Origin of the sequence: Roseovarius sp. PS-C2, from assembly GCF_018862045.1 — a bacterium.
Lineage (GTDB): Bacteria > Pseudomonadota > Alphaproteobacteria > Rhodobacterales > Rhodobacteraceae > Roseovarius.
The window spans coordinates 354,134-369,659 of the sequence record NZ_JAHKSQ010000004.1; the positions used below are offsets into that span (position 1 = coordinate 354,134).

Annotated in this window: 15 protein-coding genes; 10 read left to right on the top strand and 5 right to left on the bottom strand. The window is 64.3% G+C overall.

Annotation, left to right across the window (positions count from 1 at the left end; genetic code table 11):
* Nucleotides 1-14: 14 nt before the first annotated feature.
* On the top strand, nucleotides 15-1,439 hold the full coding sequence (locus KPG71_RS09985) for an FAD-binding oxidoreductase (RefSeq protein ID WP_216337926.1): 1,425 nt from the start codon (nucleotides 15-17) through the stop codon (nucleotides 1,437-1,439).
* 39 nt (nucleotides 1,440-1,478) lie between these two features.
* Here KPG71_RS09985 and KPG71_RS09990 read toward each other — a convergent pair whose 3' ends face one another.
* The 4 genes from KPG71_RS09990 to KPG71_RS10005 are packed head-to-tail and all read right to left on the bottom strand — an operon-like array spanning nucleotide 1,479 to nucleotide 3,932.
* Nucleotides 1,479-1,961 (bottom strand): DUF6505 family protein, encoded by a 483-nt coding sequence (locus KPG71_RS09990; RefSeq protein WP_216337927.1) that lies wholly within the window; start codon nucleotides 1,959-1,961, stop codon nucleotides 1,479-1,481.
* A complete protein-coding gene (locus KPG71_RS09995; RefSeq protein WP_216337928.1) occupies nucleotides 1,958-2,665 on the bottom strand; it encodes a biotin/lipoate--protein ligase family protein in 708 nt (235 codons plus the stop codon). The genes KPG71_RS09990 and KPG71_RS09995 overlap by 4 nt, the downstream gene beginning before the upstream one ends.
* Nucleotides 2,662-3,726 (bottom strand): iron-sulfur cluster carrier protein ApbC, encoded by a 1,065-nt coding sequence (gene apbC / locus KPG71_RS10000; protein ID WP_216337929.1) that lies wholly within the window; start codon nucleotides 3,724-3,726, stop codon nucleotides 2,662-2,664. Before apbC ends, KPG71_RS09995 begins: the two co-directional genes overlap by 4 nt.
* 2 nt (nucleotides 3,727-3,728) lie before the next feature.
* Nucleotides 3,729-3,932: a DUF6494 family protein gene (locus KPG71_RS10005; RefSeq protein ID WP_216337930.1), complete on the bottom strand. Its 204-nt coding sequence runs from the start codon at nucleotides 3,930-3,932 to the stop codon at nucleotides 3,729-3,731.
* Between the two features lie 60 nt (nucleotides 3,933-3,992).
* Between KPG71_RS10005 and KPG71_RS10010 the strand changes: the two genes are divergently transcribed.
* Nucleotides 3,993-4,748 carry a hypothetical protein gene (locus tag KPG71_RS10010; RefSeq protein WP_253196185.1) on the top strand — a complete coding sequence of 252 codons (756 nt, stop codon included), beginning with the start codon at nucleotides 3,993-3,995 and terminating at the stop codon, nucleotides 4,746-4,748.
* Here KPG71_RS10010 and KPG71_RS10015 read toward each other — a convergent pair.
* Nucleotides 4,742-6,700, bottom strand: coding sequence for a 4Fe-4S binding protein (locus KPG71_RS10015; protein WP_216337931.1), 1,959 nt, complete (start codon nucleotides 6,698-6,700; stop codon nucleotides 4,742-4,744). The two genes, KPG71_RS10010 and KPG71_RS10015, sit on opposite strands and share 7 nt — an antisense overlap.
* Before the next feature lie 378 nt (nucleotides 6,701-7,078).
* On the opposite strand from KPG71_RS10015, the gene KPG71_RS10020 reads away from it, so the two are divergent.
* From KPG71_RS10020 to KPG71_RS10055, 8 genes are all read left to right on the top strand, one after another.
* Nucleotides 7,079-7,618, top strand: a complete 540-nt coding sequence (locus KPG71_RS10020; RefSeq protein ID WP_216337932.1) for a DUF3305 domain-containing protein — start codon at nucleotides 7,079-7,081, stop codon at nucleotides 7,616-7,618.
* Nucleotides 7,615-8,238, top strand: coding sequence for a DUF3306 domain-containing protein (locus KPG71_RS10025; protein ID WP_216337933.1), 624 nt, complete (start codon nucleotides 7,615-7,617; stop codon nucleotides 8,236-8,238). Before KPG71_RS10020 ends, KPG71_RS10025 begins: the two co-directional genes overlap by 4 nt.
* Nucleotides 8,235-8,864 carry a molecular chaperone gene (locus KPG71_RS10030; protein ID WP_216337934.1) on the top strand — a complete coding sequence of 210 codons (630 nt, stop codon included), beginning with the start codon at nucleotides 8,235-8,237 and terminating at the stop codon, nucleotides 8,862-8,864. The genes KPG71_RS10025 and KPG71_RS10030 overlap by 4 nt, the downstream gene beginning before the upstream one ends.
* A gap of 56 nt (nucleotides 8,865-8,920) precedes the next feature.
* The gene (locus tag KPG71_RS10035) at nucleotides 8,921-9,112 is read left to right on the top strand and encodes a ubiquinol-cytochrome c reductase iron-sulfur subunit N-terminal domain-containing protein (RefSeq protein ID WP_073035413.1); all 192 of its coding nucleotides are present in this window, start codon (nucleotides 8,921-8,923) and stop codon (nucleotides 9,110-9,112) included.
* Nucleotides 9,113-9,231: 119 nt separating this feature from the next.
* Nucleotides 9,232-12,270, top strand: a complete 3,039-nt coding sequence (locus KPG71_RS10040; protein WP_216337935.1) for a formate dehydrogenase subunit alpha — start codon at nucleotides 9,232-9,234, stop codon at nucleotides 12,268-12,270.
* A 12-nt stretch (nucleotides 12,271-12,282) separates the two neighbouring features.
* Nucleotides 12,283-12,876, top strand: a complete 594-nt coding sequence (gene fdh3B / locus KPG71_RS10045; RefSeq protein WP_216337936.1) for a formate dehydrogenase FDH3 subunit beta — start codon at nucleotides 12,283-12,285, stop codon at nucleotides 12,874-12,876.
* Between the two features lie 112 nt (nucleotides 12,877-12,988).
* Nucleotides 12,989-14,203, top strand: a complete 1,215-nt coding sequence (locus KPG71_RS10050) for a formate dehydrogenase subunit gamma (protein ID WP_216337937.1) — start codon at nucleotides 12,989-12,991, stop codon at nucleotides 14,201-14,203.
* Nucleotides 14,204-14,206: 3 nt separating this feature from the next.
* Complete coding sequence (locus tag KPG71_RS10055) at nucleotides 14,207-15,526, top strand: c-type cytochrome (protein WP_216337938.1); 1,320 nt, start codon at nucleotides 14,207-14,209, stop codon at nucleotides 15,524-15,526.

Genomic DNA, 15,526 nt, shown 5'->3' on the forward strand with positions numbered 1-15,526 from the left:
GCTAGCACTTGGGTATGGACCTGACCCCTGTGACGCCCGAATTCATCGACCGCCTCCGCGCGGCCCTGCCAGCCGCCGCCTTGCGCGAAACGGCACCGCATTACCTGGAAGAGCCGCGCGGCCGTTGGGCCGGGCAGGCCGGGATCGTCGTGGCGCCGGACAGCGTCGAACAGGTCGCCACCGTGATCCGCGAGGCACTGGCAGCGCGTGTGCCCGTCGTGCCCTATGGCGGCGGTACCGGGCTGGTGGGCGGGCAGATCTGCGCCGAGGGGCCTGCGCCTGTCGTGCTCAGCCTCGAGAGGATGACAGCGGTGCGCGCGGTCTATCCCGACGAAAACCTGATGATCGTCGAGGCGGGGGCTATCCTGCAGGACGTGCACGATGCCGCCGAGGCCGTGAACCGGCTCTATCCGCTCAGCATCGCGTCCAAGGGCAGTGCGCGGATCGGTGGGCTGCTCTCGACCAACGCGGGCGGGGTCAACGTGCTGCGCTATGGCAATGCGCGCGAACTCTGTCTGGGTCTGGAGGCGGTGCTGCCGGACGGGCGCATCTGGCACGGGCTGAAACGGCTGCGCAAGGACAACACCGGCTACGATCTGCGCGACCTTCTGATCGGTGCCGAAGGCACCCTTGGCGTCATCACAGCCGCCACCCTGCGCCTCGTGCCGCGCCCCGCCGGGGAAGGCACGGCGCTCATGGCGGTGGACAGTCCTGCAGCGGCGCTGAAACTTCTGGCGATGGCGCGCGATCACATGGGCGAAGGCGTGAGCGCGTTCGAACTGATGCACCGCATGGGGCTGGATTTCCTGTCCGAAACATTGCCCGACCTGCGCCAGCCATTCGATACCCCGCCAGACTGGTTCGTGCTGATCGACGTGGGGCTGGCGCGTGGGCTCGATCCGGCCGAAGCGCTGGAAACCCTGTTTGCCGAGGCCTTCGAGGCCGGTCTGGTCAGCGACGGCATGATCGCCCAGAACGAGGCGCAGCGGCACGCGTTCTGGGAGGTGCGCGAACAGATCCCCGAGGCAAACCGCCGGATCGGTTCGATCAGTTCGCACGACATCTCGGTGCCCTTGGGCGCGATTCCCGATTTCATCGAAAAGGGAGCCAGGGTCCTTGCCGGGCTCGGCACGTTTCGCATCAACTGTTTCGGCCATCTTGGCGATGGAAACCTGCATTACAACGTGTTTCCGGCCAAAGGGCAAAGCCGGGACGACCATGCGAAGGATCACGACGCAATCAAACGCGCGGTTCATGATCTGGTCGACCGGATGGGCGGATCGGTCAGCGCCGAGCACGGGATCGGGCGGCTCAAGGTCGACGATCTGGAACGCTATGGCGATCCGGTCAAACTGTCGGCCATGCGCGCGGTCAAGTCGGCGCTGGACCCGGTGGGCATCATGAACCCCGGTGCGGTTTTGCGCAGGTCCGGTTCGTAACGCTCCGGCCTCCGTTTACTGCAAACGCGCTCCACCCTCCTAGATATCGTCCAGATCGCCATGAATGGCGAATTGCTCCAGCCCGGCCTCCTGCGCCTCGATCACGCGGAAAGTTTCGCGCACGCCCGCTTCGGTCAGTTCGCGGGCGACGGTCAGAAGGGTGTTCGGGGTATGGTCCTCGCACAGATCGCACATATGGGCGATCTCGGCCTCGGCCACCGGCAGGGCCGTGTCCACATCCGGTGCGCCATAGATATCGACGAAATGCTGCGCCAGTGCCTGCGCCAGAGCGGTGCGTTCGTCGTCTTCGATTTGCGTGACCGCCACGAAGGTGACCCGGCCAAAGGTTTCCACACCCAGCCAGCCATTTGAAAACGCCTGACGCGGCTTGCCGGTCAGGTCGGCCTCGGACCAGTTGGAAAACTCGAACCCGCCCGAGATGCACCACTCCCCGGTGCGCGCGGGGCTGGCATAGACCCGCATGTCGCTTTCGTCGAAATGGATCGCGCGGGCCAGTTTCATGTTGTCTGCTCCAATACCGTGCTGAGCGGGATCAGCTTTGTCTCGTCCCCGTCCCGCAGCAGCATCCCGAAATTCTCGTCCACGCCCAAGAACGTGCCGCTTTGGCCGTTCCGGGTGATGTCTTCGCCCATGTCATGGGCCAGTCCGCGCCATTCGGCATGCAGCGGGCGTGGGCCGTCGGCCTCCCACCGGGTGATCCAGTGCAGCGTATGCCGTGCCCAAGCCTCTAGCAGGGCGGTGGCGTCCACATCGGCACAACCCTCTTCATAGAGCGCGGTTTCGTCCGGGCGTTCCCCCGGCTGTCCGCCCGCCGGCAACAACGGCAGTTCCAGCCCCACCACCAGCCATCCGGGCATGGCCTGCGAATCCGAAGTTCCCGCCATCGTGCGCAACCGGCCACAGGCAGCGCCATTGATGCGCAGCCCGCCGTCCCATTCCAGATGCACGGCGACCTCGGGCGGGCCAAGCGCGCCAAGGGCGTTCTGGAAGCCGATACCACAGGCGGGCAGCATGGCCATCGCCTGTTCCAGCGGCACCTCGGGGGCCATGACCAAAGCCGCGGCCAGCCGGTTGGTGGCCACGTTGTAAACGATCAGGCCCGCGTCGCAGCCAAGCGCAGCCATGGCGCAGGCCTTTTCGAACGGGTCGATCCCGGCGTCTACCGGGTGGCCCGACATCAAAGGCGGAAAGGCCGGATCGCTCATGCCACCCCCTGCGCGACCAGTGCCCTGGCGATGTCGCGAAAGGCCTGCGCCTGCGGCGCGTCGGGGTTCGACACCACGATGGGCGCGCCACCATCCGAGGCCGTGCGAATGTCGATATGCAGCGGCACTTCGGCCAGCAGCGGCACGCCCAGCTTGTCGCATTCCGCCTTGACGCCGCCATGACCGAACACGTGTTCCTCGTGCCCGCAGTTCGAGCAGATATGCGTGGACATGTTCTCGATCATGCCCAGGATCGGAACCTTGAGCTGGTTGAACATGTCGATCCCCTTGCGCGCATCCAGAAGCGCCACGTCCTGCGGGGTCGAAACGATGATCGCGCCATCCACCACCGCCTTTTGCGACAGGGTCATTTGAACATCGCCCGTTCCGGGCGGCAGATCGACCAAAAGCACGTCAAGCGCGCCCCATTGCACCTGCATCAGCATCTGTTGCAGCGCGCCCATCAACATCGGGCCACGCCAGACCACGGCCTGATCCTCGTTCGTCATCAACCCGATGGACATCATGGTGACGCCGTGATTGCGCATCGGCAGGATGGTCTTGCCGTCCGGGCTGGCGGGGCGGCCCGAGACGCCCAGCATCCGGGGCTGGCTGGGTCCATACACATCGGCGTCCAGCAGGCCCACGCGCCGCCCCTCGGCGGCCAGGGCGCAGGCCAGGTTGGCCGAAACGGTAGATTTGCCGACGCCGCCCTTGCCGCTGGCGATGGCGATGATGTGCTTGACGCCCGGCACCGGCTGCGGGCCCTGGGGCTCGGCCTTGCGCTGCGGTTTGAGGTCGGGCGGGGCCTTGGCGGAATGCGCTGTCAGGACCGCCGACACCTCGGCCACGCCCTCCAGCGCCTTGACCGCCGCTTCGGCGCTGGCACGGGCCGGTTCATAGGCTTCGGCCTTGGCCGGGTCGATCTCCAGAACGAACCGAACCGTGCCGCCTTCCACGTTCAAACCACGCATCGCGCCGGAGGCAACGATATCTCCACCGCGCAACGGATCGGCGATGCCTTTCAGCGCCTCGAGAACGCTTTCCCTAGTCAATGCCACGGTCAGCCTTGCCCCTTGATCGTGCCGGTCACTTCATGTTCGATGTCCAATCCGTCGACGGTCAGGACGACTTTGGCCTTGAATTCACGCCCTCCGAGATCGCCGGCATTGCGCAGGCCCTCTTCGATCGCCTGTTGCGAGGTAACGCCAACCTGCTTGAGGAACTTGCGCATGGACATGTTGAAATCGCTGAGATCGTCGCTCATTTGTCGTGGTCCTTTCCAAGATCATTGACGCAGGGCCGGTGGGGTTTCTACCCTTGGGCCATGCGCCGTTTCGTTACCATGACCTGCCTTGCCGCCATTGTGGTGCTGTGTGCGCCACGCATCGGCGCGGCGCAAGACGTAACGCTCGCCGCACCGCAGGCATTGCAGGACAGTGGCCTTTTCAAATATGTGCTGCCGCGCTTTTCGCTCAAGACCGGCGTGCGGATCGAACTGGTTGCCGATCCCGCCGAGGCAGATGTGTCCTTGTCGCCCGATGGCGCGGGGCGCGCGGTGTTCACCGGCCCGCAGGCGACATGGCGCATGACGGTCCTCGCCCGGTCCAGCGAGGGAGCGGCGCGGTTTGCCGACTGGCTGACCTCGGAGGTCGGTCAGCGCACCATTGCCGGTTTCGAGGTCGATGGCGTGGCCCCGTTCGGCCCGCCAAAGCCTGCCGAAGCGGAGGTTGCCGAGATCAGTTTTGACGGCGATGTCGCGCGCGGGAAAACACTGTCCGACAAGCTGTGCGGGCGCTGCCATGTGGTGCGGCGGGACAAGAAGATGTGCGATATCGGCTCGACCCCGTCGTTTTTCGTGCTGCGTGCGCTCAAGGACTGGGACAGCCGGTTCCAGAGTTTTTACGTGCTCAACCCGCATCCGGCCTTTACGCAAGTGGCCGACGTGACCCCGCCCTTCCACGAGGAACGTCCGCCGCCGATCATCCCCGTGGAAATGACGCTGGACGACCTGCAGGCAATCCTTGCCTATGTGGCGGCTCTGGAGCCCGCCGATCTGGGCGCGCCGATCCGGCATCAGTGATCCCGGCGCTTGCTGAAATAATCGTCGGTCGTGCGCACCTGCGGGCGCTCGCCCCCGGAGAACGGGTTGTTCTTTGAGTGGAACTGCGCCTTGACCCGGCAATCGTCGCACATCTGGATCATACGTGCGGCGTTTTCATTGGCGAACATGGCGTGTTTGCCCGCCAGTTTCTCGGTGATCCGCTCGACGGTCGATTTCACGCCAAACAGCGCGCCGCATTCGATGCAGGCAAACGGCTCTTCCTCGTTCAGAACCGTTTGCGTCAGCGCCTCGTCGCGCAGGTTCAGGCGCGGCTCGTAGCCGATGGCATTCTCCGGGCAGACATTGGCGCACAACCCGCATTGCAGGCAGGCGTCTTCCTGAAACCGCAACTGCGGCATGTCGGGATTGTCCACCAATGCCCCCGACGGGCACAGCGACACGCAGGACAGGCACAGGGTGCAGGCGTCGGTGTTCACCTCTACGGCGCCATAAGGCGCACCCTCGGGCAGGGGCAGGATACTGTCGGGCGCGTTCAGGGCCCTGGCGGCGAGCCGGGCAACCTGCCGGCGGCTGCCCATGGGCAGGACCGGCTGTCCGACCGGTGCGGGCACGTCCATGGGCGCATAGAGCACCTCGCACAGGGCATCGGGATCGGCCAGGTCCAGCTGGGCGATCCTGTCCTCCCCGGCAATGGCGCGGGCCAGCGGCACCTCCTGATCCAGTGCGTCGCGTTCGGTGGTCGGCGACAGCAGGATCGTCACGTCGGCAAACCCCGAGGCCAGCGCGGCCAGCATCTCGGCATGGCCGAACCCCGAGACCACATCCACCTCGAGCGGGATAACATCCGCAGGCAGGCCCCGCCCATACCGCGCGCCAAGTCGGATCATTTCGGCACCGTGCTCACGGTCGCAGACCAGCAGGCGAGGGGCATCGCCCCCGGCCTTGCGATATGCAGACGCCAGCGTATGGATGCGCCGGAAGGTCATGTCGGGTGGCGGGGCGTCGTAGGTGATCGCCCCCGAAGGGCAGAGCGCGGCACAGGAGCCGCAGCCCGCGCAGATCATCGGGTCGATGCTCACATGCTCGCCTGCGGGGCTGATAGCGCCGGTGGGACAAATATCGAGACACCTCGTGCATCCCGTCTTTCCGGCGCGGGAATGGGCGCAGATCAGCGGCTCCATCGCGACGTAAAGGGGGTTCTCGAACGTCCCGATCAGTTGCGAGGCTTCCAGCACGGCATCGGCCACGGCCCCGATGCTGCGGGGATCGGCGCGCAGATAGCCTTCGCGTTTCTGCGGGGCGGGGAACAAAGGTGTGCCGCCGGTCAGGTCCAGAATGACATCGCATTCGCTCTGCCCGCCATCGCGCGGTGCGGACCATGTCAGCGCGCCCCGTCCGGCGGGGTTCACCTGTTGCAGCGCGTCGATGCGCACGCGGAACTGTCCGAGTGCGCCTTCGGCCCGGTTCAACCGTCCGCGGATCACGTCGAAGTCGCGGGTGTCCGGCGGATCGGTGTCGTCGGTCAACAAGACGGTGACCCCCAGCATGGGGGCCAGTTTTTGCGCGGACTCCAGCGCCACATCCGACTCCCCAATGATCAGGCACAGGCCTTCGGATATTACGTCAACGGCCTTTTCCGGGGGCGCAGTCAGCGTCGCCTCGGCCATCAGCGCGGCCATTTTGGGTAGTTTCGGACGGGGGTCGTCGGACCATCCCGCCCTGTCGCGCAGATCGGTAAACGCTGGTTCCGGGGCCCCGGTTTCGGCGGCCAGCTCCTCGAAAACCCGCTGCTCCTGACGGCAACAAATCACTGCGTCACCCGCAGCGATTTCCTCGGCGGCGCGGTCCAGTTGGGTCGTGCAGAGGTTGGAATGCACCTGTGAGCACGCTTGCCCGGTCGCTCCTTCGAGGGCCCCGGAGTCAAGCTCTTGGGTTCCGGAACAATTACAGAGAATCAATCGCTTAGCCATGGTGCCTGCTGGTGTGAGATCAGTGAGTTCATGCCGGTTCGTCGCGGCGTACCGGCCCAAGAGTAGGCATGATTCGGAGCCGTGGTAAACAAGATTTACCGCGCTTCCGATCACTCCCGGCTTCAGGCGCCCGCGTCATCGATTCTGTTTCCGGTGGAAATCGCGCACGACTCGTCCAGCCGCGCAAATCGACCGATCCGGACTTTTTGTCCAATGCGGCCGATTGTCCGGCAAGGTGCCGGTCAAACTGACCCTGCGATCCGATTGTCGACCGTTGAATGCAGAATTTACTTTGACTGGTCCGGAAGTTGTACCAATCTTGAAGAACCGAAACTGGGGAGGATCGGTTTGGTGCACAATCCCGCCCGATATGACAGTATGCCTCTTGGCGTAGTGCTCCGGCGCACGCCGGGTGTGACCCGGTGGGCGAAATGGGCGTGGAAAGCCGTTGCCGTACTGCCCGGTGCGGCACAGGCAGACTGGCGTGTCCTGCGCAGCGATGGCGATGCCGTGGAATATCACGCCGCGACACCCACTCTGGAACTGCATGGCGCGGATACGGATGCGTATGTCCACGGGTTGGCGGCCCGTGTTCCGGCGATCTATGTCATTTTGCGTCAAAGCGATGCGCCGGGCGGTCCGCCGCTTGAGGTGCTGTTGGTCACGGCCTCGCCCTACGAGGCGCAGGACTATGCCGACAGCGGCGAAGAGATCATCGAGAAGATTCCGATGACCGAGGCGCTGATCGCCTGGGTGCAAGCCTTCATCGAAAAGCATCACGTCGAAGAGGAATTCAAGAAACGCCGCCGTGACAAGGTGCGCACCGACAAGGTGGAACTGAGCGTCGGCGATCCGCGCATCCGCAAGGCGGGCGATGTCTATCAGGCGCCGCAAATGCGCAAGGAGAGGATGAATTGACCCGCGCTGGCGATTTCTGGTCCCGCCGCAAGGCGAGGGTGGTCGAGGAGGAACAGGCCGATGCCCGTGCGCATGAGGCGCACGAGATCGCGTTGCGCGACGCCGAACTGGCCGGGAAATCCGACGAGGATATTCTGGAAGAGTTGGGCCTGCCCGATCCCGACAGCCTGCAACCCGGCGACGATTTCAAGGCGTTCCTGGCCAAGGCCGTGCCTGACCGTCTCCGCCGCCGTGCGTTGCGGCGCTTGTGGATGAGCAACCCGGCGCTGGCCAATCTCGATGGATTGCTGGATTACGGAGAGGATTTCACCGACAAGGCGACGGTGATCGAAAACCTGCAAACGGCCTATCAGGTGGGTAAGGGCATGCTGAGCCATGTCGAGGAACTGGTGCGGCAGGCCGCCGAAGATGCCGATCCCCCGCAGGCCGAACCCACGCCGCAAGAGCCGGAACTGGCGGTTGCCGAGCCGGTTGCCGAACCGACACCGGACCCCGAGCCGGAGACAGCCGTGGAACCCACGGCGCAGGTGCACTCGCCCCCCGAGGATGACCTGTCGCACGCGCCGCCCCGGCGGCGCATGCGATTTGCCTTCGATGACCCGCAGGAGGCGTATACATGACCGGACAAGAGGCAGCGATGGAGCGACCGACCGTGACCAACGATATCGCGGAAGAGGACCGGCTGCGCGCCGATCTGTACGATTTTCTGGGCGTTCTGCTGGCGGCGCCGCCCAACCAGGGTTTGCTGGACCAGACCGCAAGGCTGTCGGGGGACGAAACCGATCTCGGCACGGCCATCGGTGCGCTGTCGCGGATCGCACAACACACCAAAGCCCCCGCCGTCGAGCGGGAGTTCAACGCGCTGTTCATCGGTCTGGGGCGGGGCGAGTTGCTCCCCTATGCCAGTTATTACCTGACGGGCTTTCTTAATGAAAAGCCGCTCGCGGCGCTGCGCCGGGACATGGCCGCGCGCAGCATGACGCGCGCCGAAAATGTCTATGAGCCCGAGGACAACATCGCATCGCTGATGGAGATGATGGCCGGGTTGATCACCGGGCGCTTCGGTGCTCCGGCCACGCTGTCGGATCAGAAGACGTTCTTCAACAAGCATATCGGTCCCTGGGCCGGGCACTTTTTCACGGATTTGGAGGCCGCGAGGAACTCGGTTCTCTATGCCTCGGTCGGCGCTGTCGGCCGGGTGTTCATGGAGATCGAGGCCGAAGGCTTCCGAATGAGCGCGGGGTAACCCGCATGATCCGGCGGGTGTCTTCGATCCGCCATCAACCAGAGAGGAGGACTCTCATGTCGAAGAAAGTTGAGGACGGCACCAGCCGCCGCGATTTTCTCAAACTGGCCGCCACCGGCGCGCCCGCGGTTGCGGTCGTGACGGCAGCGACCGGCGGGCAGGCCGAAGCGGCCCAGCCCGACCTGTCATCCGAACGGATGCAGGACACCGCGCACACGCGCGCATACTTCGATTCCGCCCGGTTCTGATACCGGACGAAGTCACCCGACCCGCTGACGACTGGTTGCAATTGGCCCGACTGTTCAGCGGATAACCTTAGTACCCAGCACGCTCTGGTTCAGGGCTCAGCTCGGGAGGAGATGAAAACATGCTTAGGAAAAAGACCAACGGGGTTGCGAGACGCTCCCAGCGGGCAAGTATCCTGTCTGAGGTCGCCGGGAAATCCGTCGATCGCCGCGCCTTCCTGCGCGGCAGCGGTCTGGCCATCGGTGGCCTGGCTGCCATCGGTGCCACTGGCGGCACCGTGACCAAGGCCAGCGCGGCCTCTGCCGCGCAAGGCGCGGTCGATACCGTGAAATCGGTCTGCACGCATTGTTCCGTCGGCTGCACTGTCGTGGCCGAGGTTCAGGACGGCGTCTGGATCGGGCAGGAGCCCGGCTGGGACAGCCCGTTCAACCTGGGCTCGCACTGTGCCAAGGGCGCGTCGGTGCGCGAGCACGCTCATGGCGAACGCCGCCTCAAGTACCCGATGAAGAAAGAGGGCGGTGAGTGGAAGCGCATCAGCTGGGAACAGGCCATCGACGAGATCGGCGACCAGATGATGGCGATCCGCGACGAAAGCGGCCCCGACAGCGTGTACTGGCTGGGATCGGCCAAGCACAACAACGAACAGGCCTACCTGTTCCGCAAGTTCGCCGCCTACTGGGGCACGAACAACGTGGATCACCAGGCCCGGATCTGTCACTCGACCACCGTTGCGGGTGTTGCCAACACATGGGGCTACGGCGCCATGACCAACAGCTACAACGACATCCACAATTCCAAGGCCATCTTCATCATCGGCGGCAACCCGGCCGAGGCACACCCCGTCTCGCTGCTGCACGTCCTGAAGGCCAAGGAACAGAACAACGCGCCTCTCATCGTCTGCGACCCGCGCTTTACCCGCACGGCGGCGCATGCCGACGAATACGTGCGCTTCCGTCCCGGCAGCGACGTGGCGTTGATCTGGGGCATCCTGTGGCACATCTTCGAGAACGGCTGGGAAGACAAGGAATTCATCCGCACCCGTGTCTGGGGCATGGACCAGATCCGCGAGGAAGTGGCCAAGTGGACCCCCGAAGAGGTCGAACGCGTCACCGGCACACCGGGCAGCCAGCTCGAGCGCGTCGCACGCACCCTGGCCAACAACCGTCCCGGCACCGTGATCTGGTGCATGGGCGGCACCCAGCACACCAACGGCAACAACAACACCCGCGCCTACTGCATCCTGCAGCTGGCCCTTGGCAACATGGGCACGTCGGGTGGCGGCACCAACATTTTCCGCGGCCATGACAACGTGCAGGGCGCCACGGACCTTGGCGTTCTGTCGCACACGCTGCCGGGGTATTACGGCCTGTCGGCGGGCGCCTGGGCTCACTGGGCCCGCGTCTGGGAGGAAGATCCCGAATGGCTGGCCGGCCAGTTCGAGAAGGTCACCGGCAAGGACGGCAAGGAAAAGTCGCTTCAGAACCTGACGGGGATTCCGGTCTCCCGCTGGATCGACGGCGTCCTGGAAGACCCTGAAAACACCGATCAGCCCAACCGGGTGCGGGGTATGGTTCTGTGGGGGCATGCGCCCAACTCGCAGACCCGTATGACCGAGATGAAGACGGCGATGGAAAAGCTCGATCTGCTTGTCGTGATCGACCCCTATCCGACTGTCTCGGCGGTGCTGCACGATCGTACCGACGGGGTTTACCTGTTGCCGGCGGCGACGCAGTTCGAAACGCGTGGCTCCGTCACGGCGTCGAACCGTTCGCTCCAATGGCGCGATCAGGTGGTCGCCCCGCTGTTCGAGTCGAAGCCCGATCAGGAAATCATCGGTCTCTTCGCCAGGAAATTCGGGTTCCACGACCGTTTGTTCCGCAATATCGCACTGGAAGACGACGGGCTGACCCCGGACATCGAAGACACCCTGCGCGAGATCAACAGGGGCATGTGGACCATCGGCTATACCGGGCAATCGCCTGAACGGCTCAAGTTGCACATGGCCAATCAGCATACCTTCGACCGCACGACGTTGCAGGCCGTGGGTGGCCCGGCAGACGGTGACTATTACGGTCTGCCCTGGCCCAGTTGGGGAACACCCGAGATGAACCATCCGGGCACGCCGAACCTCTACGATATGTCCAAGCCTGTGGCCAAAGGCGGCCTGACCTTCCGCGCCCGGTTCGGGGTGGAACACGATGGCGACAACCTGCTGGCCGAAGGCGTCTACAGCCAAGGGTCGGAAATTCAGGACGGCTATCCCGAATTTACCTACCAGATGCTTGTCGACCTGGGTTGGGACGGTGACCTGACGACGGAAGAAAAGCAGGTGATCGGACGTGTCGCGGGGATCGCGGCAATCGGCGACCTCGGCGAAAGCGACGATGGCGATACCGCCGGACTCACCCAATCCGGCGGTGAGCAGGGAAGCAGCGAGGAGGTCGGCGAACAGTCGATGTCGCCTTTCCCGTCCGATTTCAACGAAAAGGCTGCGGGCATCAACTGGAAGACCGACCTGTCGGGCGGAATCCAGCGGGTCGCAATCGCGCATGGTTGCGCCCCCTTCGGCAATGCCAAGGCCCGTACCGTCGTCTGGACCTTCCCCGATCCGGTGCCGCTCCACCGCGAGCCGCTCTATACCAACCGGCGCGATCTTGTTGCGGATTATCCCACCTACGAGGACCGGAAGTTCTATCGTCTGCCCACCCTCTACGCTTCTATCCAGAAGAACGATTTCTCCAAGGATTACCCGATCATCCTGACATCGGGGCGTCTGGTGGAATACGAGGGCGGCGGGGATGAAACCCGGTCGAACCCGTGGCTGGCCGAGCTGCAACAGGACATGTTCGTCGAAATCAACCCGAGGGATGCCAACAACCTTGGGGTTCGCGACGGCGCGCAGGTCTGGGTCGAAGGGCCCGAGGGCGGCAAGGTCAAGGTCATGGCCATGGTCACCGAACGGGTGGGCGAGGGCGTTGCCTTCATGCCCTTCCACTTCGGCGGTCATTTCCAGGGTGCGGACCTGAGGGACAAGTATCCCGACGGCGCCGATCCCTATGTTCTGGGTGAATCAACCAACACCGCCCAGACATACGGCTATGACTCGGTCACGCAGATGCAGGAGACCAAGGCGACTCTCTGCAAAATCAGCGCAGCATAAGGAGAAACGGATATGGCTAGAGCTAAATTCCTCTGTGACGCCGAACGCTGCATCGAATGCAACGCCTGTGTCACCGCCTGTAAGAACGAGCATGAGGTGCCCTGGGGGATCAACCGGCGCCGGGTCGTGACCATCGAAGATGGCAAACCCGGTGAACGGTCGATCTCGGTCGCCTGCATGCACTGTTCCGATGCACCCTGTATGGCGGTCTGCCCTGTGGACTGCTTCTATCAGACCGAGGACGGGGTGGTTCTGCACTCCAAGGACCTCTGCATCGGCTGTGGCTATTGCTTCTACGCGTGCCCCTTCGGCGCGCCGCAATATCCGCAGGCAGGCAACTTCGGCAGCCGTGGCAAGATGGACAAATGTACCTTCTGTGCCGGTGGCCCCGAAGAAAACAACAGTCAGGCCGAGTTCCAGAAATACGGACGCAACCGGATCGCCGAGGGCAAACTGCCCATCTGCGCCGAGATGTGTTCGACCAAGGCGCTCTTGGCGGGCGATGGCGACGTAGTGTCGGCCATCTACCGCGAACGCGTCGTGGCCCGCGGCTTCGGCAGCGGGGCCTGGGGCTGGGGAACCGCCTATGAGCAAAAGGGCGGCTGACCTGTTGGCCGTGGAAACGCTGCGGCGTTTCCCTGCTTTGTGACATGCGGTCGGGCGGCCTGTGTGCTGCCCGACCGTATCGCCATTCACCTGATATACTGGACAGATCGTCATGACCCGTCTTCTGTACACGCTGATCCTGTCTCTGCTGCTGGTGGCTCCTGTCGCCGCGCAAGAGATCCCGGAGGCCCCTCAAACCGACCGCTCTGCCACGGGTGGCGCGACCACGCTGGAAGACATCCTCGCCCGCCAACGCGGCGAGAAGGTCGATAACAGCTATCGCCACAATACCCCGGATGCCGGCCCCGCACCGGAAAGCTACGCACCGGGGCTGGGGCCGCTTGGCGGCCTGTCGGACGCCGAGGTCTGGCGTGACCTGCGGTTCAACGAGGCCAATGTCAAAGTGTCCGCTGGCGGCGACACCGCTAGGGTTCTGGTGCAGGACGGCGGCATGGCGTGGCTGCAATTCCGTCAGGGGCCTCTGATCACCTATGGCGGCTGGGGCCTTGTCGCGGTGCTGGGCCTGCTGGCGCTGTTCTACCTGATCCGGGGCCGCATCCGCATCGACGGAGAAAAGACCGGTCGCACCGTCACCCGGTTCCAGTTCATCGAACGCTTTGCCCATTGGCTGATGGGGGGCTCGTTCGTGGTTCTGGGGATCACCGGGCTGATCTCGCTCATGGGGCGCAAGTTCCTGATTCCCGCTTTCGGGCATGACGCGTTCTCGGCCATCGCCGTGGGCTCCAAATGGGTGCACAACAACATTTCTTGGGCCTTCATGATCGGGCTGGTCATGGTGTTCTTCATGTGGGTTCTGCACAACATCCCCAACCGGACCGACCTGAAATGGCTGGCCGTGGGCGGCGGGATTTTCACCAAGGGCGTGCATCCGCCGGCCAAGAAATTCAACGCCGGTCAGAAACTGATCTTCTGGTCGGTGATCGTGCTGGGCGTGTCGATCTCGGTGTCTGGGCTGTCGCTGCTGTTTCCGTTCGAATTGCCATTGTTCGCCAAGACCTTCTCGATCCTGAACGATACCGGCCTGCCGCAGGCGCTGGGCTTTGGCGTGTTGCCCACCGATCTGGCCCCGCAGGAGGAGATGCAACTGGCCCAGCTCTGGCACGCGATCGTGGCTTTTGTCCTGATGGGCATCATCCTGGCGCATATCTATATCGGCTCGGTCGGGATGGAGGGCGCATTCGATGCCATGGGTTCGGGCGAGGTCGAGGAACAATGGGCGCGTGAACACCACGGCCTGTGGCTGGAAGAGTTGCAGGAAAAGGGCAAGGCCCCGGACGATGGCAAGGCGGCCACGCCTGCGGAATAACCGATGCGCCCGCTCCTGAGCCGTCTGATCCTTTGCTGCGCTGCGCTGGCCCCGGCCTGGGCCGCCGCGCAGCAATTCACCACGCTCAAGGGGCATGGCGGCCCGGTCATGGGCGTGACGGTGGACGATGCGACGGGGCAGGTGGCGAGCGCCAGTTTCGACAACTCTGTCGGGCTGTGGCAGGGCCGCGCGCCCCTGTGGCTCGAAGGGCATGACGCGGCGGTCAACACCGTGCTGTTTCTGGGGGCGGATCGCCTCGCCTCGGCGGGGGACGATTTTACCGTGATCCTGTGGGATCGGGCGGCAGGGGGCTCCACGCATCTGACAGGGCACAAGGGCAAGATCGTCGATCTGGCGCAGTCGCCCGATGGCGCGTGGCTGGCCTCGGCCAGTTGGGACGGAACCATCGGGCTCTGGCCTCTTTCAGGCGATGCCGGGGAAACGGCGCGGTTCCTGTCCGGGCACGAGGCCGGGGTCAACGCCGTGGCCTTCAGCGCCGATGGCGCGCGGCTCTACTCGGCCTCCGCCGACGGTACGATCCGCGTCTGGGACATGACCGATGACAGCAGCCGCATCCTGACCGATCAGGGCTTCGGCGTGAACCGTATCGTTCCGGGGCCGGAGGATGCCTGGCTGGCCTATGGCGCGGTCGATGGCGTCACCCGTGTGATCGACACTCAAACCGGCGATCAACTGGCGGATTTCTCGCTGGATCGCCGCCCGATCCTTGCGCTGGCCCACCACCCGCAAACCCATCGACTGGCGGTGGGCGACGGGCATGGCTACATCATGATCATCGACACCGATCAATGGCGCATCCTGCGCGATTTCCGCGCCATGCGCCGAGGTCCGGTCTGGGCGCTGGATTTCTCGGCCAACGGCCAGAATATCCTTGCCGGCGGGATCGAGGATATCGTCTATTCCTGGCCCATCGCGCTGCTCGATGAATTCGACCCGGCGGGCGGGGAGCAGCGCAGCTTCCTGCGCGACCCGGAAAAGATGCCCAATGGCGAACGGCAGTTCATGCGCAAATGCTCGATCTGCCATGCGCTCACCCCGCCGCCCTCGCGCAAGGCGGGGCCGTCGCTCTATGGCCTTTTCGGGCGCAAGGCGGGCAGCGTGCCGGGCTATCCCTATTCGGAAATTCTAACCGGGTCCGATATCGTCTGGTCCGACGATACCATCGACGCCCTGTTCGATATCGGCCCGGACCACTATATTCCGGGGTCCAGAATGCCGATGCAACGGATCACCGCGCCGGGCGACCGGCAGGATCTGATCGCATATCTGCGCCGGGCCACGGCGCCACAAAAGGAGAACTGA

Coding starts and splice junctions, on each gene's coding strand:
- KPG71_RS10010 (WP_253196185.1), top strand. CDS start 3,993: ATGCGCCGTTTCGTTACCATGACCTGCCTTGCCGCCATTGTGGTGCTG.
- KPG71_RS09995 (WP_216337928.1), bottom strand. CDS start 2,665: ATGAGCGATCCGGCCTTTCCGCCTTTGATGTCGGGCCACCCGGTAGAC.
- KPG71_RS10005 (WP_216337930.1), bottom strand. CDS start 3,932: ATGAGCGACGATCTCAGCGATTTCAACATGTCCATGCGCAAGTTCCTC.
- KPG71_RS10055 (WP_216337938.1), top strand. CDS start 14,207: ATGCGCCCGCTCCTGAGCCGTCTGATCCTTTGCTGCGCTGCGCTGGCC.
- KPG71_RS10050 (WP_216337937.1), top strand. CDS start 12,989: ATGACCCGTCTTCTGTACACGCTGATCCTGTCTCTGCTGCTGGTGGCT.
- KPG71_RS10015 (WP_216337931.1), bottom strand. CDS start 6,700: ATGGCTAAGCGATTGATTCTCTGTAATTGTTCCGGAACCCAAGAGCTT.
- KPG71_RS10030 (WP_216337934.1), top strand. CDS start 8,235: ATGACCGGACAAGAGGCAGCGATGGAGCGACCGACCGTGACCAACGAT.
- fdh3B (WP_216337936.1), top strand. CDS start 12,283: ATGGCTAGAGCTAAATTCCTCTGTGACGCCGAACGCTGCATCGAATGC.
- KPG71_RS10035 (WP_073035413.1), top strand. CDS start 8,921: ATGTCGAAGAAAGTTGAGGACGGCACCAGCCGCCGCGATTTTCTCAAA.
- KPG71_RS10020 (WP_216337932.1), top strand. CDS start 7,079: ATGCCTCTTGGCGTAGTGCTCCGGCGCACGCCGGGTGTGACCCGGTGG.
- KPG71_RS09985 (WP_216337926.1), top strand. CDS start 15: ATGGACCTGACCCCTGTGACGCCCGAATTCATCGACCGCCTCCGCGCG.
- KPG71_RS10040 (WP_216337935.1), top strand. CDS start 9,232: ATGCTTAGGAAAAAGACCAACGGGGTTGCGAGACGCTCCCAGCGGGCA.
- KPG71_RS09990 (WP_216337927.1), bottom strand. CDS start 1,961: ATGAAACTGGCCCGCGCGATCCATTTCGACGAAAGCGACATGCGGGTC.